The sequence below is a fragment of the Kitasatospora sp. NBC_01300 genome (genome assembly GCF_041435235.1).
Classification (GTDB): Bacteria; Actinomycetota; Actinomycetes; order Streptomycetales; family Streptomycetaceae; genus Kitasatospora.
The window spans coordinates 7,052,426-7,073,067 of the sequence record NZ_CP108408.1 but is presented as its reverse complement, the minus strand read 5'-3'; the positions used below and the strand labels follow the sequence as shown (position 1 = coordinate 7,073,067).

Below are 20,642 nucleotides of genomic sequence, written 5' to 3'. Positions count from 1 at the left end.
CGTCCAGAGGGCGGACGGGGTGGACCGGAGGACTGCCGGGCGGGGCGCGGCTATGCCAGGATCCCGGGTGACCGTGTACGGACACCCACCCACCCTCACCGCTGGGGACCATCATGAGAAGACTCGCGCTCCGCGTGCTGTCCGCGGCAACGGCGCTGTCCGCGTTGCTCGTTGCGCCGGCGGCCACTGCCGCTGACGCCGCCCCGGCCGTCGCCACCGACAGCGCCGCCACCGCCGCCCCGGTGCCGCTCAGCGGCGCACAGTTGGCGGCCTCCTGGGCGGGGCCGCTCAGCACCCGGGGGCGGTACGTCGTCGACGCGTCGGGCGACCGGTTCAAGCTGAAGTCCGGCAACTGGTCCGGCGCGCAGGGCACGTGGCAGGGCAGCGGCCCGACCACCGATCCGGCGAACAACCAGGCCGGCCAGGTCTCGTACAACCTGCCGCTCGGCCTCGACCGGGCGCCACTGTCCGAGATCATGGCGGGCTTCCACAGCCTCGGGCTGAACAGCGTCCGGCTGCCGTTCGCGGACGCGATGATCCGGGACACCGCCGCCGTCCCGGACGCCGCCGTCGCCGCCAACCCCGGGCTGCGCGGCAGCACCCCGCTGCAGGTGTACGACGCGGTGGTGGCGGCGCTCACCGCCGACGGGTTCGCGGTGATCCTCAACAACCACACCACCGGGTACCGGTTCTGCTGCGGCCTGGACGGCAACGAGCGGTGGAACAGCGGCCAGTCCACCGAGACGTGGGAGCAGGACTGGCTGTTCATGGTGAACCGGTACCGGGCCAACAAGCGCGTGGTCGGCGCCGACCTGCGCAACGAGGTCCGCCGCGACACCTGGGACGACCCCAACTGGGGCCTGGGCGACGCCCACGACACGTACGCCGCCTTCGAGGAGGCGGGCAACCGGATCCTCCAGGCCGCCCCCGACCTGCTGATCATCATGGAGGGCATCAACTGGCAGGGCGTCCCGCTGGCGGGCCTGCCGCACGGCCGTCCGATGCTCAAGCCGGTGGCCACGCTCTCCCACACCCTGATCGACTCGGGCAAGCTGGTCTACTCGGCGCACTTCTACGGGTACACCGGCTCGGCCAACACCGGCGCGGGCAGCGGCCCCGGCGCCACCGGCGATCCCCGCTACCAGGACCTGACGTCGAGTCAACTCGCCGCCGTGGTGGACGAGGAGGCGCTCTTCGTCACCCGCGCCGGGCAGCACTTCACCGCCCCCGTCTGGATCAGCGAGTTCGGCGCCGGTGGTCGGGGCCCGACCGACGCCAAGGAGCAGGCCTGGTTCGACCGCTTCACCGCGATCCTGGCCGAGCACGACACCGACTTCGCCGTCTGGCCGCTGGTCGGGTGGCACAACGACGGCGTACCGCAGGACAGTTGGGCACTGCTCCACTACGACCGGGCGGGCCGGCGGCTGAGCGTCGAGGACCCGGGCGACTGGCGCGCCGCGTACTGGAACCGGCTGGTCGCCGCCCCCGGGTACACCGGCCGGGTGCCGGCCACCGCCCGCTGGAACCTGCTCGACCTCGACCACGCCGACCAGAACGCCTCCCGGCGGATGCTGGCCCTGCCCGACTGGAGCAGCGGCAACCGCAAGGGGAACTGCCCGGACGGCCAGCGCCTGATCGGCCTCGGCCGCGGTGACGGCCGCGGCCTGTGCACCGACGCCGGGCAGCCCGCCACCGGGCCGGACGCCTGGACGACCGTCACGGACGAGCGCTACGTCACCGGCGGCGACTGGGCGCCCGGCTACGACAAACTCCAGTGCCCGGACGGCCGGTTCGCGGTCGGCTACAGCGTCCGCGCCGACGCGATGGCCGCCCTGCTCTGCGCCCCCGCGGCCGCGCCGCCCGCCGGGGCGAACCGGGTGCTCTGGTTCGACCACGGCGACAACCGGCCCCCGGCCACCACCGGCGCCGACTCGGCGGCCAGCGACTGGGCGCCCGGGGCCTACAAGGGGCAGTGCGCCTCGAACGAGTACGTCGCTGGGGTCGCCTTCACCTGGCGCTGGCTGCACGCCGGCGTCCCGGACGCGCTGCTCTGCCGTCCGCTGGCCTGACGCCGCCGCTGTCGGGGCCCGGCCGGCGGGCCGGGCCCCGACGGGAACGGTTCAGCCCAGCGCGGCCTGGGACTCCACGACCACGCCGTACAGGTCGCCGATCGTCGCCAGGGCGCTGCGGTGCAGCTGGTCGGCGCTCACCCGGGTACCCGCCGAGGCGAGCGGGCGGGTCGCGCAGGCGTCGGCGACGACGGTCGGCCGGTTGCCGCGCAGGAAGGCGCCCGCGGTGGTGAAGGCCACGCACATGTGGGTCATGAAGCCCGCGACCACGACGTCCTGGTGGCCGGCCTCGTCGAGCAGGGCGCCCAGGCCGGTGCCGACGAAGGCGTCCGGGGCCTGCTTGACGACCACGGCCTCGCCCTCGGCCGGCGCCACGGCGGGGTGGATCTGCCCGATCTCGGCGCGGACGTCGTACGGGGTGCCCGCGCCGCCGTCGTTGATCACGTGGATGACCGTGGCGCCCGCCGCGCGCGCCCGGGCGAGCAGGGCCGCGGCCGCGTCCAGCGCCTCCCGCCAGCCCTCCAGCTCCATCACGCCGCGCACGTAGGTGTTCTGGTAGTCGATCAGGATCAGCGTGGACGCGGCGAGCGTGGCGGGCGTCTCGTCGAGGCCGTTCAGGGCGCGCAGGGTCGTCGTGGGCATGGGGGGACCACCTTCGGTTCGGTACACGGGTAACGGCGGGCGGCGGCTGCGACGGCCGCGGCGGCCCGCCTCCGGAACGCTACGGCCGGCCACCGGATGTCGGCAATGCCGTCTAACCTGCAGATTCCGACATCGAGAGAGCATCGAGAGAGCAAGGTGGGGCCGTGGGCGCCGTACAACGACTGATCGTCATCGTCCTGTTCGAGGGCGTCGACCTGCTCGACGTCACCGGACCGCCCGAGGTGTTCTCCCTCGTCCGGCGGGAGACCGGCGACGCGACCGGCTACCGCGTCGTCCTCGCCGCCGAGACCACGGACCCGGTCACCACCGCCGCCGGCGTGCGGATCCTGCCCGACCTCACCTTCGACGAGGCCGCCGCGAGCGCCATCGACACCCTGCTGGTGCCCGGCGCCGTCGAGGTGGACGGCCCGCGCCGGGTCCACCCGCGCACCGACCCGGCCGTGGTCGACCGGGTGCGCGCCCTCGCCGGGCGCTCGCGCCGCATCGCCTCGGTCTGCGTCGGCGCGCACCTGCTCGCCGCCGCCGGGCTCCTCGACGGCAAGCGCGCCACCACCCACTGGTCGACTGCCGCGCAACTGGCCGCCGAGTACCCGGAGATCGAGGTGGACGCCGACCCGATCTTCATCCGCGAGGGCGACGTCTGGACCGGCGCGGGCATCAGCGCCTGCCTCGACCTCTCCCTCGCCCTGGTCGCCGAGGACTTCGGCGAGGAGCTCGCGCTGAGGGTCGCCCGCCAGCTCGTGATGTACCTCAAACGCCCCAGCGGCCAGAGCCAGTTCAGCGTCCCGCTGGAACCCGTCTCCACCACCCGGCGGGTCGAGGAGCTGCGCCACCACGTCCTGCGCAACCTCACCGGCCGGCTCACCGTCCCCGATCTCGCCGCCCACGCCCACGTCAGCGAACGGCAGTTGACCCGGATCTTCAAGACCGAACTGGGCACCACTCCCAGCGCCTACATCGAGTCGGCCCGGGTCGAACTCGCCCGCCACCAGCTCGAATCCACCGATGCCACGCTCGACCGCGTCGCCGCCGACTGCGGGTTCGGCACCACCGACACCCTGGTCCGGGCCTTCCGCCGCCGGCTCGACACCACCCCGACCGAGTACCGCCAGCGCTTCCGCACCACCGCTCCCCCGCCCCAGTGAGCCGGGTCAGAGCGGCAGCCGGACCGTGAACACGGTGCGCCCCGGCCGGCTCGCCGCGTCCACCGTGCCGCCGTGCGCCCCGACCACCGCCCGCACGATCGACAGGCCGAGCCCCGTCGACCCGGTCGAGCGCGAGCGGGCGCGGTCGCCCCGGACGAACCGCTCGAACATCCGGCCGGCCAGCTCCGGCGCGATCCCCGGGCCGTCGTCGGCGACGGCCAGCCGCACCTCCGCCCCGGCCGGCTCCAGGCGCAGCTCGACCTCGGTGCCGGGCGGGGTGTGGGTCCGGGCGTTCGCCAGCAGGTTGACCACCACCTGGCTCAGCCGGTCCGCGTCCCCGCGCACCAGCACCGGCTCCTCGGGCAGCGCCAGACGCCAGCGGTGCCCGGGCCCGGCCGCCCGGGCGTCGGCCACCGCGTTCAGCGCGATCCGGGTCAGGTCGACCTCGGCGTCGGCCAGCGGCCGGCCGGCGTCCAACCGGGCGAGCAGCAGCAGGTCCTCGACGATCGCGCCCATCCGCACCGCTTCGGCGTCGATCCGCTCCAGCGAGTGCCGGACCGGCCCGGGCACCGCGCCCGGGTGGCGCAGCGCGAGTTCGGCGTGGCCGCGGACCGCCGCCACGGGGGTGCGCAGCTCGTGGCTGGCGTCGGCCGCGAACGCCCGCAGCCGCTCCTCCACCGCGTGCCGGCGGGCCAGCGCGTCGCCCACGTGCCCGAGCATCCGGTTGAGCGCCGCGCCGACCCGGCCGACCTCCGTCCGCGGATCGTCGTCCGGGACGCGTTCGGCCAGCGTGACGGCGCCGCTGGCGAGCGGCAGCGCGGCGACCCGCTCGGCCGTGCCCACCACCCGCCGCAGCGGGCGCAGCGACCAGCCGACCCAGACCGCCCCGGCCGCCCCCGCCCCGGCGACGGCGATCGCGAAGACGGTCAGCTCCAGGGTCGCCAGCCGGTCCACGGTGTCCTCGGCCGGGCGCAGCGGCAGTCCGCTGACCAGCACGTCGCCGTCCCGGCCGGCCACCGCGCGCACCCGGTAGTGGCCCTGCGCGCGGCCCAGGTCGACGGTACGGGCCGGCCCGCCGACCGGCAGGGCGGCCAGGGCCCGCTGCTCGGCCGGCGAGAACACCAGCCGGTCGTCGGCGCTGGGGCCGTTGGCGTCGTCGGCGTCGCCGTCGACCACGCCCGCCGCGGTGACCCGGCCGTCCAGCAGCCGGGCGCCCAGGGTGCCGGGGGTCTGCGCCCGGGTGTCGGTGCCGCCGCCCTGGCCGGCGTGCTCCAGGCTGGCGGCGTAGCGCCCGCCGGCGTCGGCGAGCTGCTGGTCCAGGCGGTCCACCAGGAAGTGGCGCAGCGCCGCCGTGGTGGCGAGGCCGACCGCGGCGCAGGTCACCACCAGCAGCACCAGCAGGCCGGCGATCAGCCGGGCCCGCAGCGTCCGCGGCACCAGCCGGGCGGCCCGGCGGCGCGCCCTGGCGGCGCCCGTCACGGGGCCGCCCGTCGTGGGCCCGCCGGTCACGGGGCCGCCTTGATCAGGTAGCCGGCGCCGCGCACCGTGTGGATCATCGGCGTCCGGCCCGCGTCCAGCTTCTTGCGCAGATAGCTGATGTACAGCTCGACGACGTGCGCCTGCCCGCCGAAGTCGTACGACCAGACGGCGTCCAGGATCTGCGCCTTGCTGAGCACCTGCCGCGGGTGGTGCATCAGGTGGGCGAGCAGCGCGTACTCGGTCGGGCTGAGGTCGACCACCTCGCCGGCGTGGGTGACCTCGCGGGCCCGCTCGTCGAGGACGAGGTCGCCGAGCACCAGGGCGTGCGCGGGCGGTTGGCCCGCGGCCCCCGGCGGGGCGGCGCGGCGCAGCAGCCCGCGCAGCCGGACCACCACCTCGGCCAGGCTGAACGGCTTGGTCACGTAGTCGTCGCCGCCCGCCGCGATGCCCGCGATCCGGTCCTCGACGGCGTCCCGGGCGGTGAGGAAGAGCACCCGCACCTCGGGCCGCTCGGCGTGGATGCGGCGCAGCACCTCCATGCCGTCGAGGTCGGGGAGCATCATGTCGAGCACCACGGCGTCCGGGCGCCAGTGCGCCGCCGCCCGGACCGCGGCCAGTCCGGTGGTCTCGCCCCGGGCCTGCCAGCCCTCGTAGCGGACCGCGCCGCACACCACCTCCACCAGGTCCGGTTCGTCGTCGACGACCAGGACCCGCCAGTCCTGCCGGTCGGCGCCCCGCTCGGCGGTGTCGTCCATGGTGCTCCCTGGGTGCAGGCGGTCGGCCGCCGTCATCCTGGCCCACCGCGATGAGAAAGCCCTGAGACCGGCAGCCACCCGGGAAACCCGCTCCACCCGCCCTGACCTGCGGCGACACCGCCGGGGGCGACGGGGGCGACGGCCCCGGTTCAGAGCCGGCTCAGAGGTTGCGGTGCGATCGTGGTGCGCCCCGGCGGTGCTCGCCCGCCGGGCCCGAAGGAGGATCCCCGATGGCCACCGCCGCCCCGCCGAGACCCGCCGCCCGCACCCGCCGGGCGGCCCCGCGCCGCCCGGCCGCCGCCCGGCCGGACGCGGTGCTGGGCCTGATCGCCGCCGGGGCGCTCGGCGTCCTCGCGCTGTGGTGGTCCGACACCCCGGCGGTCGCCGGCGCGGCCGGCTGGCTGACCGGGGCGGGCCGGATCACCGGCCTGCTCGCCGGGTACGCGGCGCCGGTGCTCCTCCTGCTGATGGCCAGGCTGCCGCCGGTGGAGCGCGGGGTCGGCGCCGACCGGCTGGCCCGCTGGCACGCGTTCGGCGGGCGCTGGCTGGTCGCCGTGGTGACGGTGCACGTGCTGACGGTCGTCTGGGGGTACGCGCTGACGGACGGGCGCGGCCTGTTCGGCGAGGGCGTGGAGATCGTCCTCCACTACCCCGAGATGCTCAAGGCCGCGCTGGGCACCCTGCTGATGCTGGGCACCGGCGCCGTCTCCGCCCGGGCCGCCCGGCGCCGCCTCCCGTACGAGGCCTGGTACTACCTGCACCTGGCCACCTACCTCGCGGTGGCGCTCGCCTTCGGCCACCAGCTGGCCACCGGCGCCGACCTCGGCGACGGCCCGGCCCGCGCCGCCTGGTACGCGCTCTACCTCGGCACCGCCGCCCTGCTGGGCTGGTACCGGCTGGCCCGGCCCTGGCTGCTCGACCGCCGGCACCGGCTGCGGGTGGCGGAGGTCCGCCGGGAGGGGCCGGGCGTGGTGTCGCTGTTCCTGACCGGGCGGCGGCTGGACGAACTCCGGGCCGAGCCGGGCCAGTTCTTCCGCCTCCAGTTCCAGGCGCCCGGCCTGCGGTGGGCCGCCAACCCGTACTCGCTGTCGGCGCCGCCGCGCCCGGACTTCCTGCGCTTCACCGTCAAGGACCTCGGCGGCCACAGCGCCGCGGTGGCCACGCTGCGCCCGGGCACCCCGGTGCGCGCCGAGGGCCCGTACGGGGCGTTCACCGGGCGGCTGCAACGGCGGCGCCGGGTGCTGCTGCTCGGGGCGGGGGTGGGGATCACCCCGCTGCGGGCGCTGTTCGAGACGCTGCCGGGCGAGCTGACCCTGGTCCAGCGGGCCGGGTGCCCGGAGGACGTGCTGTTCCGGGCCGAGCTGGCGGAGGTGGCCCGGCGGCGGGGCGCCGCGGTGCACGAACTGGTCGGCCCGCGGGCGCGGATCGGCGACCTCGGCCGCGCGCTCGCCCGGCTCGTCCCCGACCTCGCCGAGCACGAGGTCTACCTGTGCGGGCCGGACGCGCTGGCCGAGGAGGCCGTCCGTTCGCTGCGGGCCGCCGGGGTGCGGGCGGGGCGCATCCACCGGGAGTCCTTCGACTTCTGAGCCCGCTCGCCGAGCCCGCCGGACCTGCTGAGCCCGTCCCACCACGCCACCTCCGCCACACCCCGAGGAGCCCCGCCCATGCGCCGAGCCGTCGTCACCGGTGCCGCCACCGCGGCCGGAGTCGTCCTGCTGCTCTCCCTCAAACCGCACGGGGCCGCCGGGCCCGCGCCGGTGATCAGCTCCGGCGGCACGGGCTCGTCCGGCACCGGTTCGTCCGGCACCGCAGGCTCGTCCGGCGCCGGTTCGTCCGGGACCGCCGCCGGGGCCTCCGACGCCACCGCCGGGCCGTCGGGCGCCCCCACCGCACCGGCCACCGGTGGCACCGGCGGCAACAGCGGCAGCGGCGGCAGCGGCGGCACCCGGAAGGTCACCGGCGACGCCGTGAACACCCGTTACGGCCCCGTCCAGGTCGAGGTCACCCTCGCCGGCAGCCGGATCACCGCCGTCGACGTCGTCAAGTACCCCACCGAGGACCGCCGGGACCGCGAGATCAACAGTTCCGCGCTGCCCCTGCTCAACCAGGAGGCGATCGCCGCGCAGAGCGCCGGGATCGACGTGGTCAGCGGCGCGACCTTCACCAGCGACGGCTACGTCCGCTCCCTGCAGAGCGCGCTCGACCGCGCCGGGCGGTGAGGCGCGGTGCTCCGCCACGCCGAACCCGTCATGGGCACCGTCTTCTCGATCGCCGTCCGCGATCCCGGCCCGGGCACGCCCGCCTTGCTCCGCCGGATCGCCGACCGGCTGCACCGGATCGACGCGGTGTTCTCGCCCTACCGGCCGGACAGCGACATCAGCCGCCTCGACCGGGGCGAACTCGCCCTCGCCGACTGCGATCCGCAGGTCCGCGCCGTCCTGGCCAGCTGCCGCGAGGTCGCCGCGCAGACCGACGGCTTCTTCACCGAGCGGCCCGGCGGCCGGCTCGACCCGAGCGGCTGGGTCAAGGGGTGGGCGGTCGAGGAGGCGGCCGGGCTGCTGCGCGCCGCCGGGGCCCGGCAGTACTGCGTCAGCGGCGGCGGGGACGTGCAGACCGCCGGCGGGCCGTGGCGGATCGGGGTCGCCCACCCGCTGCGGCCGGGCGCGCTGGCCGCCGTCCTGGGCGGCGACGGCCTCGCGGTGGCCACCTCCGGCACCGCCGAGCGCGGCGCGCACATCCTCGATCCGCACACCGGCCGGCCGGCGCTCGGCCTCGCCTCGCTGACCCTGGTCGGCGCCCCCGGCACCGGGATCGCCCGCACCGACGCCTGGGCCACCGCCGCCTTCGCGATGGGCCCCGACCGCGCGCTCGCCTGGGCCACCCGGCAGCCCGGCGTCGAGGCCCTCGCCGTCCTGCCCGACGGGACCAAGCGCTGGACGCCCGGCCTGCCCCGGCACCTCCCGCCCGCCGGCCCCGCCGACTGGCGGCCGGCCGCACCGGCAGCCTGAGCAGGGCCGTTTGCGCGCCAACTGGCTTTCGAACGCTGATAGTTCACTCCATCAGGTGAAGAAATCGATCATGACTCATCCGCCCCGACCCGGGTGGCCGATAGTGGGGAGACCGATCGGACGCACACCATCCGGTCCCACCGGAACGCGTGGCCCCGCGGACACGCGTGAACCCACGGAAAGAGGTAGCGACACATGCCCACCGAGGCCACCCGGCGGATCGACCTCGTCTTCTCCCTGTTCGACGCCAACCGCAACGGCGTCGTCGAGGTCGACGACTTCAACCTGATGACGGCCCGCGTGGTCGCGGCCGCCGCCGATTCGGACGACGCCGCGAAGGCCGCGATCCGCGCCGCCTTCCGGCGCTACTGGACCGCCCTGGTCAGCGAGTTGGACACCGACGGCGACGGCGTGATCAGCCGCGAGGAGTTCGGCGGCTTCGTCCTCTCGCCCGAGCGCTTCGGCCCCACCGCCGGCGAGTTCGCCGACGCCCTGGCCGCGCTCGGCGACCCGGACGGCGACGGCCTGATCGAGCGCCCGCTGTTCGTGGCGCTGATGACCGCGATCGGCTTCGAGCACGCCAACATCCACGCCCTCTTCGACGCCTTCGGCCCCACCCCCGAGGACCGCATCACGGTGGCCGTCTGGGCCGCCGGGATCCGCGACTACTACGCCCCGGACAAGGCCGGCATCCCCGGCGACCTGCTGGTGGGCCGACCGGCCGCCTGATCTCCCCGGGGCGCGCCCGCCCGGATCGGCTGAGCGACGGCGGCGCCGCCCCGCACCCGCCCGGCGGCGCCGTCGCGCGCTCCACGCACCGGGCCCACGGCCGCCCGCGCCACCACCCACGACCGGTCCGCCGGCCAGGTCCTGTCCGGCCGATCCGGCCGGACAGGACCTGGCCGCGGCTTCCCCAAGTCCGAACACCAGGAGGGACCATGGCCACCGCCGCCCGCCCCCGTGCCGGCGTCGACGAGGGCGTCGGACCGACCGCCCTGATGGTCGCCGCCGCCCGCGCGATCGAGACCCACCGCCCCGACGCCCTCACCCGGGACGCCCACGCCGAGCACTTCGTGCGCGCCGCGAGGTCCTCCGCGCACTGGCCGGTCCACCCCCGGGACGTCCCGGACGGCGAGGCCGATCCGCTCTGGGGGCGGCTCGGCCGCTACCTCGCCCTGCGGACGAGGGCGTTGGACGACCAGCTGCTGTGGTCCGCCCACCTGGGCGTCCGCCAAGTGGTCCTGCTCGGAGCCGGCCTGGACACCCGGGCCTTCCGGCTCGACTGGCCCGCCGACCTCACCGTCTTCGAGGTCGACCGGCCCGAGGTCCTCGCGTTCAAGCAGCGCGTCCTCGACCGGGTCGACGCCCGGCCGGCGGCGCGCCGCGTACCGGTGGCCGCCGACCTGCGCGGCGACTGGGCCGACGCCCTCACCGCGGCCGGCTTCCAGCCCGCCGAGCCGACCGCCTGGCTCGCCGAGGGCCTGCTGCCCTACCTGCCCGCCGCCGCCGAACAGCGGCTCGCGGCCGCCGTCGACCGACTCGGCGCCGCGGGAAGCACCTTGGCGTACGAGGCCAAGCTCGGACCGGAGTCCGCGGCGGTCCGCGACAACCCCGTCTACACGACCGCCCGCGAGCGGCTCGGCGTCGACCTGCTCGCCCTGCTCGACGCCGGGCCCCGCCCCGACACCACCGCCGATCTCACCGCGCGCGGCTGGTCCACCACCGTCCACACCCCGTTCGACTTCACCCGCCACTACGGCCGCGGCCCCCGGCCCGAACCCCACGACGCCTTCGCCGCCAACCGCTGGGTCTTCGCCACCCGGTGACGCCCCCGCACCGAACCACCCCGGGCCGCCCCGCCCGGCCCCGGCCCGCCCGGTGTTCGGTTCTGCGCACAGGCCGCCGCCGCACGGGCCCGGCGTGATCCAACGGACACGCCCTAGACTTCGGCCATGCTCAAAGCCGACCGTACCGCCCGGATCCTCACCCACATCACCGAGGCGGGCAGCGCCGATGTGCACGAGCTGGCCGGCCTCCTCCAGGTGTCACCGGCCACCGTCCGCCGGGACCTCCAGGAACTGCACGACCAGGGCCTGCTGCACCGCACCCGTGGCGGGGCCGTCACCGGCGCCGTCAACCTCGAACTGCCGCTGCGCCACAAGCACGGGACGCGGCAGGCGGAGAAGCGGCGGATCGCGCTGGCGGCCGACCGGCTGGTGCCGGACGGCGCCGTGGTGGGCCTGACGGGCGGCACCACGACGAGCGAGCTGGCCCGGGTGCTGGCCGAGCGCGGCGGGATCACCATCGTGACCAACGCGGTCAACATCGCGGCGGACCTCATCGTCCGGCCGGAGGTCCGCCTGGTGGTGGTCGGCGGCCTGGCCCGGACCACGAGTTACGAGCTGGTGGGGCCGGCCGCCGACCGGATGCTCGCCCAGTACCACCTGGACGTCGCGTTCATCGGGGTGGACGGCCTGACGGCGCAGGACGGCTGCACGACGCACGACGAGATGGAGGCCCAGACCGACCGGGCGTTCCTGCACGCCAGCGCGCGGTCAGTGGTCCTGGCGGACAGCACCAAGATCGGCCGGGTGACCTTCGCCAAGATCTGCCCGCTCGCCGAGGTGCACGACCTCGTCACCGACGACGAGGCCACCGCGGCCCAGGAGAAGGCGATCGCCGCCTGCGGGGTCCGGGTCGCGCGCGTCTGACCTGTTCACACGGGGTGCCCGGCCGGGGAGAACCGGCCGGGCACCCTGTCGCACCGTCAGTTGTCATGCAACGGTCCGATAACGACATCCGGGCGACACCTCGACCCCGCCGGTCCGCCTCGTGAATACTGCCCGACGCCACGCTCTTTCGAATCTGCTCAGAACCAGCGCTCTTCAAGCAACTAGGATCAAGCGGCGTACGAAGGCGGTAACTGCGGTGAACACACGTGTACGTGCCCTCTGGGCGGTCTGTGCCGTCGGCGCGCTCGCCCTCACGGCGTGCGGCGGCAGCAGTGGCGGCGGGTCCTCCCCGAACGGCGCCGTGACGCTCAAACTCGTCGCCGCCGACTACGGCGAGAAGGAGTCCAACAGCTCCAAGGCCTACTGGAACGGCGTCGCCACCGCGTTCACCGCGGCCAACCCCGGCATCAAGGTCGACGTCCAGGTGATGAACTGGAACGACATCGACAAGCAGGTCAAGACGATGATCCAGAGCGGCAACGTCCCCGACGTCCTGCAGACCGGGGGCTACGCCGACAAGGTCGCCGACGACCTCCTCTACAAGGCCGAGGACGTCCTGTCCGCCGACACCCGGGCCGACCTGATCCCGAGCTTCGCCGAGGCCGGCCGGGTCGACGGCGTGCAGTACGGCATCCCGTTCGTCTCCTCCGCCCGCGCCCTCTTCTACAACAAGGCCGTCTTCCAGCAGGCCGGCATCACCCAGCCGCCCGCCACCTGGGACGAGGTGCGCAAGGACGCCGAACTGATCAAGGCCAAGGCGCCCGGGATCACCCCGTACGCGCTGCCGCTCGGCCCGGAGGAGGCCCAGGGCGAGAGCATGATCTGGGAGCTCGGCAACGGCGGCGGCCCCACCGCCAAGGACGGCACCTACACCATCGACAGCCAGGCCAACGTCGACACCTTCCGCTGGCTCAAGGCCAACCTCGTCGACCCCGGCCTGACCTACGCCAACCCGGCCACCACCGACCGCAAGACCGCCTTCGCCGACTTCGCCGCGGGCAAGGCCGCCATGGCCGACGGCCACCCCTCGCTGATCCAGATGGCCAAGGACGGCAAGGTCGACTACGGCGTCGCGCCCATCCCCGGCAGGACCGGCCCGCTCGCCTCCACCCTCGGCGTCGCGGACTGGACGATGGCCTTCAAGAAGAACGGCCACCGCGACCAGATCAGGAAGTTCCTCGACTTCGCGTACTCCAAGGACAACACGCTCGCCTTCGACGAGACCTACAACCTGATGCCGGTCACCCAGGGCACCCTGCGCGAGATGACCGCCAGCGGCAAGCACAAGGACCTCGAACCGTTCTTCGCCCTCCTGCCGAACGCCGCCTTCTACCCGCTCGGCAACACCACCTGGGACGCGGTCTCGGCCGAGCTCAAGAAGAGCATCGGCACCGCCGTCGCCGGCGACCCGGCCAAGGTGCTCGGCGACCTGCAGAAGAAGGCCCGGGACGCCGTCGCGAACAAGTAGGGCACGCCCGCCCTGGCCCGCGCCCCGTCCGAAAGGCACCGCCGTGTCCCTCGACTCCCCCACCCCCCAGGCCTCCGGGCCCGGCCGGCCCGCCCGGACGGGCTCCGGCCCCGGCCGGCTCGGACCGCTGCCGTGGATCGCCCCGGCCGTCCTGCTGATCCTGGCCGTCGTCCTGTGGCCCGTCTACGAGATGGTCCGCACCTCGTTCCTGCGCATCAGCACCAGCGGATTCGTCCGCGGCTCCGCCGGGCTGGACAAGTACCGCAAGCTCTTCGGCGAGGCCGACCTCGGCCGGGTGCTGCTCTCGACGGTGGTCTGGACGGTGGCCGTCGTCGGCCTGACGATGGCGCTCTCGCTCGGCCTGGCCCAGCTGTTCAACCAGCGCTTCCCCGGGCGCAGGTTCGCCCGCTGGGCGCTGATCGCCCCCTGGGCGGCGTCCGTCCTGATGACCGCCATCGGCTTCCGGTGGATGCTCGACCGGACGGCCGGCGTGCTCAACACCGCGCTGACCGACCTCGGCCTGGTCGACGGCCCCCGGGACTGGCTCGGCGACCCGGCGACCGCCTGGCCCTGGATGGTCCTCGTCGCCGTCTTCGTCTCGCTGCCGTTCACCACCTACACCCTGCTCGCCGGCCTGCAGACCGTCCCCGGCGAGCTGTACGAGGCGGCCCGGGTGGACGGCGCCTCCCCGTGGCAGGCCTACCGGAGGATCACCCTGCCGCTGCTGCGCCCGGCCTTCCTGGTCGGCCTCGTGATCAACCTGATCAACGTCTTCAACTCCTTCCCCGTCATCTGGGGCATGACCCAGGGCGGCCCGGGCAGCGCCACGGCCACCAGCACGGTGTTCATGTACCAGCTGAAGAACACCGACATCGGCGAGTCCGCGGCCATGTCGGTGGTCAACTTCGCCCTGGTGGTGCTCATGGTGCTGGTCTTCCTCAAGGTCGGCCGCTGGAACGGGGAGGAACGGTGACGGTCTCTCCGCCCACACGTCGGCCGCGCCCACCCGCGCGCCGGATCCGGCCGCGCACCCTGGTCATGGCGGCGGCCGCCTGGCTGCTGGCGGCGGTCTTCCTGCTGCCGTACCTGGAGATGGCCGTCACCGCGCTGCGCCCCGCCGACGAGCTGCGCGACGCGGGCTACCTGCCGCGCCACCCCGCCTGGTCCAACTTCGTCGACGTCTGGCGCGAGTCGACGCTCGGCGCCAACCTCAAGGTCACCCTGCTGGTCGCCGGCGGCTCCACCGTGCTGGCGCTGCTGGTCGCGCTGCCCGCCGCGTACTGCACCGCGCGGTTCAGGTACCGGGGCCGCAAGCTCTTCCTGCTGCTCGTCCTGGTCACCCAGATGTTCCAGCCGACCTCGCTGCTGGTGGGCCTCTACCGCGAGTTCTACCAGCTGGACATGCTCAACTCGGTCTGGACGCTGATCCTCTGCAACGCCGCCTTCAACCTGGCGTTCGCCGTCTGGATCCTCACCGCCTACATCGGCTCCATCCCGGTCGAGTTGGAGGAGGCCGCGCTGCTCGACGGCCTCGGCCGGCTCGGGGCGCTGCGCCGGGTGGTGCTGCCGCTGGCCATGCCCGGCGTGGTCACCGCGGTGATCTTCACCTTCATCTCCGCCTGGAACGAGTTCGTGATGGGCCTGACCCTGTCGACGGCCCCGGAGAGCCAGCCGCTGACCGTCGGCATCAACGGCTTCATCGGCAACTACACCGTGGAGTGGAACTACCTGTTCGCCGGATCGGTCGTCGCGATCGTGCCGGTCGTGGTGCTGTTCGCCGTCATCGAGCGCCACGTCGTCTCCGGGCTGACCGCCGGATCGGTCAAGTAGCCCCCGCCGCCCGGAGCGTCGGGAACGGCGACCCCACCATTGACATGGACCGGCCATGACTGTGAATGTTGCTTGTATTCCCCCATGTTCAAGCAGCTTCGCGCAGTAAGTGAACATCTCTTGCTCATCCGACGGGAGAACACACCGTGCGCTTGGTACGACATCGCCTCCGCCGGGCCGCCCTCACCGTGGCCCTCACCAGCATCGCCGCCGTGGCCGGGCCCGCCCTGCCGGCCCGCGCCGCCGCCCCCGGCTCCGCCGTCCTCGACGGCAGCCACCAGAGCACCACCTGGCAGAGCCCCACGTACGCCAAGGGCACCCTCGGCGGCGCCGCCTCCTGCCCGTCCGCCGCCCAGGACCCGGACGGCACGGTCTGCGGCCGCTTCGACCTGACCGTCGACGCGCCCGCCGGCTACTGGGACGACAACCCCGAGGGCGGCGTCCCGCTCTCGATCCAGTGGCAGAACCCCACCGACGACTTCGACCTCTACGTCTACGACGCCAACGGCAAGGAGGTCGCCGAGAGCGCGGGCACCGCCAACCCCGAGGCGACCGTCATCCCGAAGGCCTCGGGCACCTACCACGTCCTGGTCGTCCCCTACGACGTGCACGGCGGCTCCTTCACCGGGCGCGCCTACCTGCCGCAGACCGCCGACGCGGGAGACCTCACCTCCTTCTCCGGCGGCCAGGGCAGCTACGACATCGCCGCCGGCACCCTCAAGGCCAAGGTCGACTTCCTCGCCGACGACCAGTTGCGGCTGCGCGCCGCCCCGGACGGCGTGCTCACCGACCCGGCCGGCAGCACGATCATCCGCAAGCAGCCCGAACTCCAGCGCGGCACCTCGTCGTTCGACGCCGGCGACTACTACGGCATCCGCTCCAAGGACCAGGTGCTGCGGGTCTACAAGCACCCCCTGAGGTTCGGCCTGTACAAGGCCGACAACCGCACCGCCGTCTGGCAGGAGGACGCCCCGCTGCGCTGGTCCACCAGCGGGCTGCGGCAGAGCCTGGTCCGCGGCGCCGACGAGCAGTTCTTCGGCGGCGGCGAGCAGAACGGCTCCTTCTCCCACCGGGACAAGACCGTCCACGTCGCCAACAGCACCAACTGGAACGAGGGCGGCTACAACAACTCGCAGCCGTTCTACATCTCCACCGCCGGCTACGGCGTCTTCCGCAACACCTTCGCGCCGGGCACCTACGACTTCGGCTCGCCCGTGCGCACCGGACAGCAGGAACGGCGCCTGGACGCCTACTACTTCACCGGTGACGTCAAGTCGGTGATCGGCAAGTACACCACCCTGGTCGGCAAGCCCTTCATGCCGCCCGTCTACGGCCTGGAGCCCGGCGACTCCGACTGCTACCTGCACAACGCCAACCGCGGCGAACGCCACACCACGGACGCGCTCAAGGTCGCCGACGGCTACGTGCAGAACCAGATGCCGCTCGGCTGGATGCTCGTCAACGACGGCTACGGCTGCGGCTACGAGAACCTCGCCCAGACCGGCGAGGGCCTGCGCAAGAACCACGCCCAGCTCGGACTCTGGACCCAGAACGGCCTGCCCGACCAGGCCGCCGAGGTCAAGGCCGGCGCCCTGGTGCGCAAGCTCGACGTCGCCTGGGTCGGCAACGGCTACGACTTCGCGCTGAACGCCTGCGACCAGGCCAAGGCCGGCATCGAGGACGGCAGCGACGCCCGCGGCTTCGTCTGGCTGCCCGTCTCCTGGGCCGGCGCCCAGCGCTGCGGCGTCCTGTGGAGCGGCGACCAGAGCCTGTCCTGGGACTACATCCGCTGGCAGATCCCCACGTACGCCGGCGCCACCATGTCCGGCATCGCCTACAACACCGGCGACGTCGGCTCCATCTACCGCCGCGACCCGAAGATGTACACCCGCGACCTCCAGTGGAAGTCCTTCCTCCCGGCCATCATGACCATGGACGGCTGGGCCAGGGACATGGCCGGCAAGGAGCAGCGCGACCAGCAGCCCTGGCTGGACGGCGAGCCCTACACCTCGATCAACCGCAAGTACCTCCAGCTGAAGGAGCGGCTGCTGCCGTACATGTACACGCTGTCGGCGGAGGCCACCAGGACGGGCGTCGGCGCGGTGCGTCCGCTCGCCCTGGAGTACCCGGACGACCCGGCGGCCCTCGGCCCGAACGCCAAGTACGAGTTCCTGGCCGGGCCGGACTTCCTCGTCGCGCCGGTCTACTCGGACACCTCGGTGCGCGACGGCATCTACCTGCCCAAGGGCACCTGGACCGACTACTGGACCGGGCGCACCTACCAGGGCCCCACCACGATCAACGGGTACTCCGCGCCGCTGGACACCCTGCCGCTGTTCGTCAAGGGCGGCTCGATCGTGCCGATGTGGCCCGAGGGCACGCTGTCCTGGGAGAACCGGGACCGCACCCGGCTCGACTACGACCTCTACCCGCAGGGCGACTCCTCCTACACCCTGTACGAGGACGACGGCGTCACCCGCGGCTTCGCCACCGGCGCCTCGGCCACCCAGCGGGTGGACGTCCGCGCCCACGGGCCGGTCACCGTCGTCAAGGTCGGTGCCAGCGTGGGGAGTTACACCGGCAAGCCGGCCGAGCGGGGGTACCGCTTCACCGTGCACGGCAAGCCCGCCCCGCGGCTGGTCGTCACGCAGGGCGGACCGCTGCCCCGGCTGGACTCGGCGGCGGCGCTCGACTCGGCCGCCTCGGGCTGGTACTACGACGCCGCGACCGGGGTCACCCAGGTCAGGACGCCCACCGTCTCCACCGACCACGGCTTCTCCGTCGAACTGATCCACGGCGGCCGCTGACCGGCCGGACGCCGCAGGGCCCCCTCGCGAACCGCTGCGAGGGGGTCCTGCGGCGTTCCGGGGCCGCCGTGTCCGGGGCATTCCCCGGCCCGGTTCCGTCCCGTAGCGTGGCGGGGGTGAACGCGAACCCGTCCACCCCCGCCCGGTACGACGCCGTGATCGTCGGCGGCGGCCACAACGGGCTGGTGGCCGCCGCCTACCTCGCCCGGGCCGGACGCCGGGTCCTGCTGCTCGAACGGCTGCCCCGGGTCGGCGGGGCCGCCGTCTCCGCCCGGGCGTTCCCGGGCGTGGACGCCCGGCTGTCGCGCTACTCCTACCTGGTCAGCCTGCTGCCGCACAAGATCGTCCAGGAGCTGGGCCTGCGGCTCGACCTGCGGCGCCGCCGGATCGCCTCGTACACGCCCACCGTCCGGGACGGGAAGCCCACCGGCCTGCTGGTGGACGCCGCCGACCCCGGCCGGACCAGGGAGGCGTTCCGGGCGCTCACCGGAACCGACCAGGAGTGGGAGGCCTGGCAGCGCTTCTACGGCACGACCGGGCACGTCGCCCGACGGGTCTTCCCGACCCTCACCGAGCCGCTGCCCGCACGCGCCGAACTGCGCCGGCGGATCGCCGACGACGCCGCCTGGACCACCCTGTTCGAACGGCCGCTGGGCGAGACGATCGAACGGGCCTTCAGCGACGACCTGGTCCGCGGGATCGTCCTGACGGACGCGCTGATCGGCACCTTCACCCACGCCCACGACCCCTCGCTCCGGCAGAACCGCTGCTTCCTCTACCACGTGATCGGCAACGGGACGGGCGACTGGGACGTGCCGGTCGGCGGCATGGGCGCGGTGACGGACGCGCTGGCCGAAGCGGCCCTGGCCGCCGGCGCGGAGATCCGCACCGGGTGCGAGGTCACCGCCATCGCCACCGACGGCCGCGGCGACGCCGAGGTGACGTACCGCCACCAAGGCGGCGAGGCCATGGCGGCCGGCCGCCGGGTGCTGGTCAACGCCGCCCCCGCCACCCTGGCCCGCCTCCTCGGCGAGGAGCCCGGGCCCGCGCCCGAGGGCGCCCAGCTGAAGGTCAACCTGGTGCTGCGCCGGCTGCCGCGGCTCCGGGACACCGCCGCGGACCCCCGGGAGGCCTTCGCGGGCACCTTCCACATCGCCGAGGGCTACCGGCAGTTGGAGACCGCCTACGCCGAGGCGGCGGCCGGCCGGATGCCCTCCGCGCCCCCGTCGGAGATCTACTGCCACACCCTCACCGACCCCACCATCCTGGGCCCCGAAGCCGTCCGCCAGGGCCTCCAGACGCTGACCCTGTTCGGCCTGCACATGCCCGCCCGACTGTTCACCGACCCGGCCGCCAAGGAGCGCGCCCTGGCGGCAAGCCTGGCCCAACTGGACGAGGTGCTGGCCGAACCGATCGCCGACTGCCTCGCGCTCGACGCCACCGGCCGGCCCTGCGTGGAGGCCAGGACCCCGCCCGACCTGGAACGGGAGATCGGTCTGCCCGGCGGCCACATCTTCCACCGGGACCTCTCCTTCCCGTTCGCGACCGGGCCCGTGGACGGCCCCGCCGCCCGCTGGGGCGTGGCGACGGCCCACCCGAACGTCCTGCTGTGCGGCGCGGGCGCAGTCCGCGGCGGCGGAGTCAGCGGCATCCCCGGCCACAACGCCGCCCAGGCCGCCCTCGAATCCCTGTCCGGCTAGCGCCGGTCAGCCCCGGTCAGCGCCGGTCAGTCCCGTTCGGCGTCGGCCTCGGCGGTGGTCTTCAGGTCGTGCAGCCACCCGTCGAGGCCCTGGCGCAGGATCGCGGTCGCGGTGGGGACGTCCGCGTCGACCTGGGGCCCGGTGTGGGTCTCCTCGGTGCTCACCCGGACGCCGCCCTTGACCTTGGTGAAGTTCCACACGTGGACGCCGTCGATGTGCAGCCCTTCGGCGACGGCGGGGCCCGTCCAGCGGAGGCAGGACTCCCGCTTGAGCTGCTGGACGGTCGAGACGATCTCCAGGCTGGTGGCGGTGGTCGCGGGGTTGGGCGGGAGCGGGGTCGTCCACCGGAACGCCGAGCCCGGGCGCAGGCGGCCGTGGTCGAGGCGCTCCGCGCTCGCGACGGGGCCCTGCCAGGACGGCCAGCGCTCCACGTCGGTCTGCAGCTTCCAGATGGTGTGCAGCGGCGCGTGGACCACCGTCTCGGCCCGGTAGCGGACCTGGGCCCGGGGGTCGACGCCCTGGCCGCGGCAGGTCAGGGCGGTGCCGGGGTGCGAGGTGGCGGCGCCGGCGGGCGCGGCCGCGGCGCCGAGGAGGCTGACGACGAGCGGAACGGCGAACAGGGCGGCGCGGACGCCGGTGCTGCGGGTGCCGGACATGGGGTTCCCCTTGGTCGGGTGTCAGTCGGTGGGCGGGCGTTGCCCGTCGAGCCGCGAACGCGGCTGCGATGGCCCTGCATTCGATAGATGCTTGCGTGTTCGTTAGAAGTTATAACGCGAATCCGCGTGAGAGGTCAACAGCTTTCGTGACACCCTCTAACCAGAAGCCCGGGCGGCGGGCGGCGGAGCGCGCCCCCAAACTCTCCTTATGGGACGGACCGTGTCGAGCCAGGGACCCTACGTGACCGTCACCCCCGCCCCGGTCGGCGCGACACCGGGACACCGGGCCATAAGTCCTGCTTGGCGAGGGGCCTATGAACCGTCGTTGGA

General features: G+C 74.2%; 17 protein-coding genes. 13 read left to right on the top strand and 4 right to left on the bottom strand.

Features of this window, described 5'->3' with window-relative positions:
• Positions 1-113 precede the first annotated feature (113 nt).
• Positions 114-2,069, top strand: a complete 1,956-nt coding sequence (locus OG556_RS30595; RefSeq protein WP_371521806.1) for a glycoside hydrolase family 5 protein — start codon at positions 114-116, stop codon at positions 2,067-2,069.
• A gap of 51 nt (positions 2,070-2,120) precedes the next feature.
• Here the strand turns inward: OG556_RS30595 and OG556_RS30590 are convergent, their stop codons facing one another.
• On the bottom strand, positions 2,121-2,711 hold the full coding sequence (locus tag OG556_RS30590; RefSeq protein WP_371521804.1) for an isochorismatase family protein: 591 nt from the start codon (positions 2,709-2,711) through the stop codon (positions 2,121-2,123).
• 164 nt (positions 2,712-2,875) lie between these two features.
• Here OG556_RS30590 and OG556_RS30585 point away from each other — a divergent pair, with 164 nt between their 5' ends.
• The gene (locus OG556_RS30585) at positions 2,876-3,877 is read left to right on the top strand and encodes a GlxA family transcriptional regulator (RefSeq protein ID WP_371521802.1); all 1,002 of its coding nucleotides are present in this window, start codon (positions 2,876-2,878) and stop codon (positions 3,875-3,877) included.
• 6 nt (positions 3,878-3,883) lie between these two features.
• Here OG556_RS30585 and OG556_RS30580 read toward each other — a convergent pair whose 3' ends face one another.
• Positions 3,884-5,356, bottom strand: a complete 1,473-nt coding sequence (locus tag OG556_RS30580) for a sensor histidine kinase (protein ID WP_371522987.1) — start codon at positions 5,354-5,356, stop codon at positions 3,884-3,886.
• 26 nt (positions 5,357-5,382) lie between these two features.
• Positions 5,383-6,111 (bottom strand): response regulator transcription factor, encoded by a 729-nt coding sequence (locus OG556_RS30575; protein WP_371521800.1) that lies wholly within the window; start codon positions 6,109-6,111, stop codon positions 5,383-5,385.
• A gap of 230 nt (positions 6,112-6,341) precedes the next feature.
• Here OG556_RS30575 and OG556_RS30570 point away from each other — a divergent pair, with 230 nt between their 5' ends.
• The 11 genes from OG556_RS30570 to OG556_RS30520 all read left to right on the top strand — a co-directional run bounded on the left by OG556_RS30570 (position 6,342) and on the right by OG556_RS30520 (position 19,656).
• On the top strand, positions 6,342-7,697 hold the full coding sequence (locus OG556_RS30570) for a ferric reductase-like transmembrane domain-containing protein (RefSeq protein ID WP_371521798.1): 1,356 nt from the start codon (positions 6,342-6,344) through the stop codon (positions 7,695-7,697).
• A 78-nt stretch (positions 7,698-7,775) separates the two neighbouring features.
• Complete coding sequence (locus tag OG556_RS30565; protein WP_371521796.1) at positions 7,776-8,330, top strand: FMN-binding protein; 555 nt, start codon at positions 7,776-7,778, stop codon at positions 8,328-8,330.
• Positions 8,331-8,360: 30 nt separating this feature from the next.
• Positions 8,361-9,119, top strand: coding sequence for an FAD:protein FMN transferase (locus OG556_RS30560; RefSeq protein WP_371522985.1), 759 nt, complete (start codon positions 8,361-8,363; stop codon positions 9,117-9,119).
• Between the two features lie 195 nt (positions 9,120-9,314).
• Positions 9,315-9,848 carry an EF-hand domain-containing protein gene (locus OG556_RS30555; RefSeq protein ID WP_371521794.1) on the top strand — a complete coding sequence of 178 codons (534 nt, stop codon included), beginning with the start codon at positions 9,315-9,317 and terminating at the stop codon, positions 9,846-9,848.
• A 209-nt stretch (positions 9,849-10,057) separates the two neighbouring features.
• On the top strand, positions 10,058-10,945 hold the full coding sequence (locus OG556_RS30550) for an SAM-dependent methyltransferase (RefSeq protein ID WP_371521792.1): 888 nt from the start codon (positions 10,058-10,060) through the stop codon (positions 10,943-10,945).
• A gap of 126 nt (positions 10,946-11,071) precedes the next feature.
• Entirely contained in the window at positions 11,072-11,830 is a 759-nt protein-coding gene (locus tag OG556_RS30545) for a DeoR/GlpR family DNA-binding transcription regulator (RefSeq protein ID WP_371521790.1), read from the top strand.
• 217 nt (positions 11,831-12,047) lie between these two features.
• Positions 12,048-13,319 (top strand): extracellular solute-binding protein, encoded by a 1,272-nt coding sequence (locus tag OG556_RS30540; RefSeq protein ID WP_371521789.1) that lies wholly within the window; start codon positions 12,048-12,050, stop codon positions 13,317-13,319.
• A 43-nt stretch (positions 13,320-13,362) separates the two neighbouring features.
• Positions 13,363-14,292 carry a carbohydrate ABC transporter permease gene (locus OG556_RS30535; protein WP_371521787.1) on the top strand — a complete coding sequence of 310 codons (930 nt, stop codon included), beginning with the start codon at positions 13,363-13,365 and terminating at the stop codon, positions 14,290-14,292.
• Entirely contained in the window at positions 14,289-15,149 is an 861-nt protein-coding gene (locus OG556_RS30530; protein WP_371521785.1) for a carbohydrate ABC transporter permease, read from the top strand. Before OG556_RS30535 ends, OG556_RS30530 begins: the two co-directional genes overlap by 4 nt.
• Before the next feature lie 146 nt (positions 15,150-15,295).
• On the top strand, positions 15,296-17,956 hold the full coding sequence (locus tag OG556_RS30525; protein ID WP_371521783.1) for a TIM-barrel domain-containing protein: 2,661 nt from the start codon (positions 15,296-15,298) through the stop codon (positions 17,954-17,956).
• Positions 17,957-18,072: 116 nt separating this feature from the next.
• The gene (locus tag OG556_RS30520; RefSeq protein WP_371521781.1) at positions 18,073-19,656 is read left to right on the top strand and encodes a phytoene desaturase family protein; all 1,584 of its coding nucleotides are present in this window, start codon (positions 18,073-18,075) and stop codon (positions 19,654-19,656) included.
• 26 nt (positions 19,657-19,682) lie between these two features.
• Here the strand turns inward: OG556_RS30520 and OG556_RS30515 are convergent, their stop codons facing one another.
• Positions 19,683-20,312 carry an SRPBCC family protein gene (locus OG556_RS30515; protein ID WP_371521779.1) on the bottom strand — a complete coding sequence of 210 codons (630 nt, stop codon included), beginning with the start codon at positions 20,310-20,312 and terminating at the stop codon, positions 19,683-19,685.
• Positions 20,313-20,642: the final 330 nt, after the last annotated feature.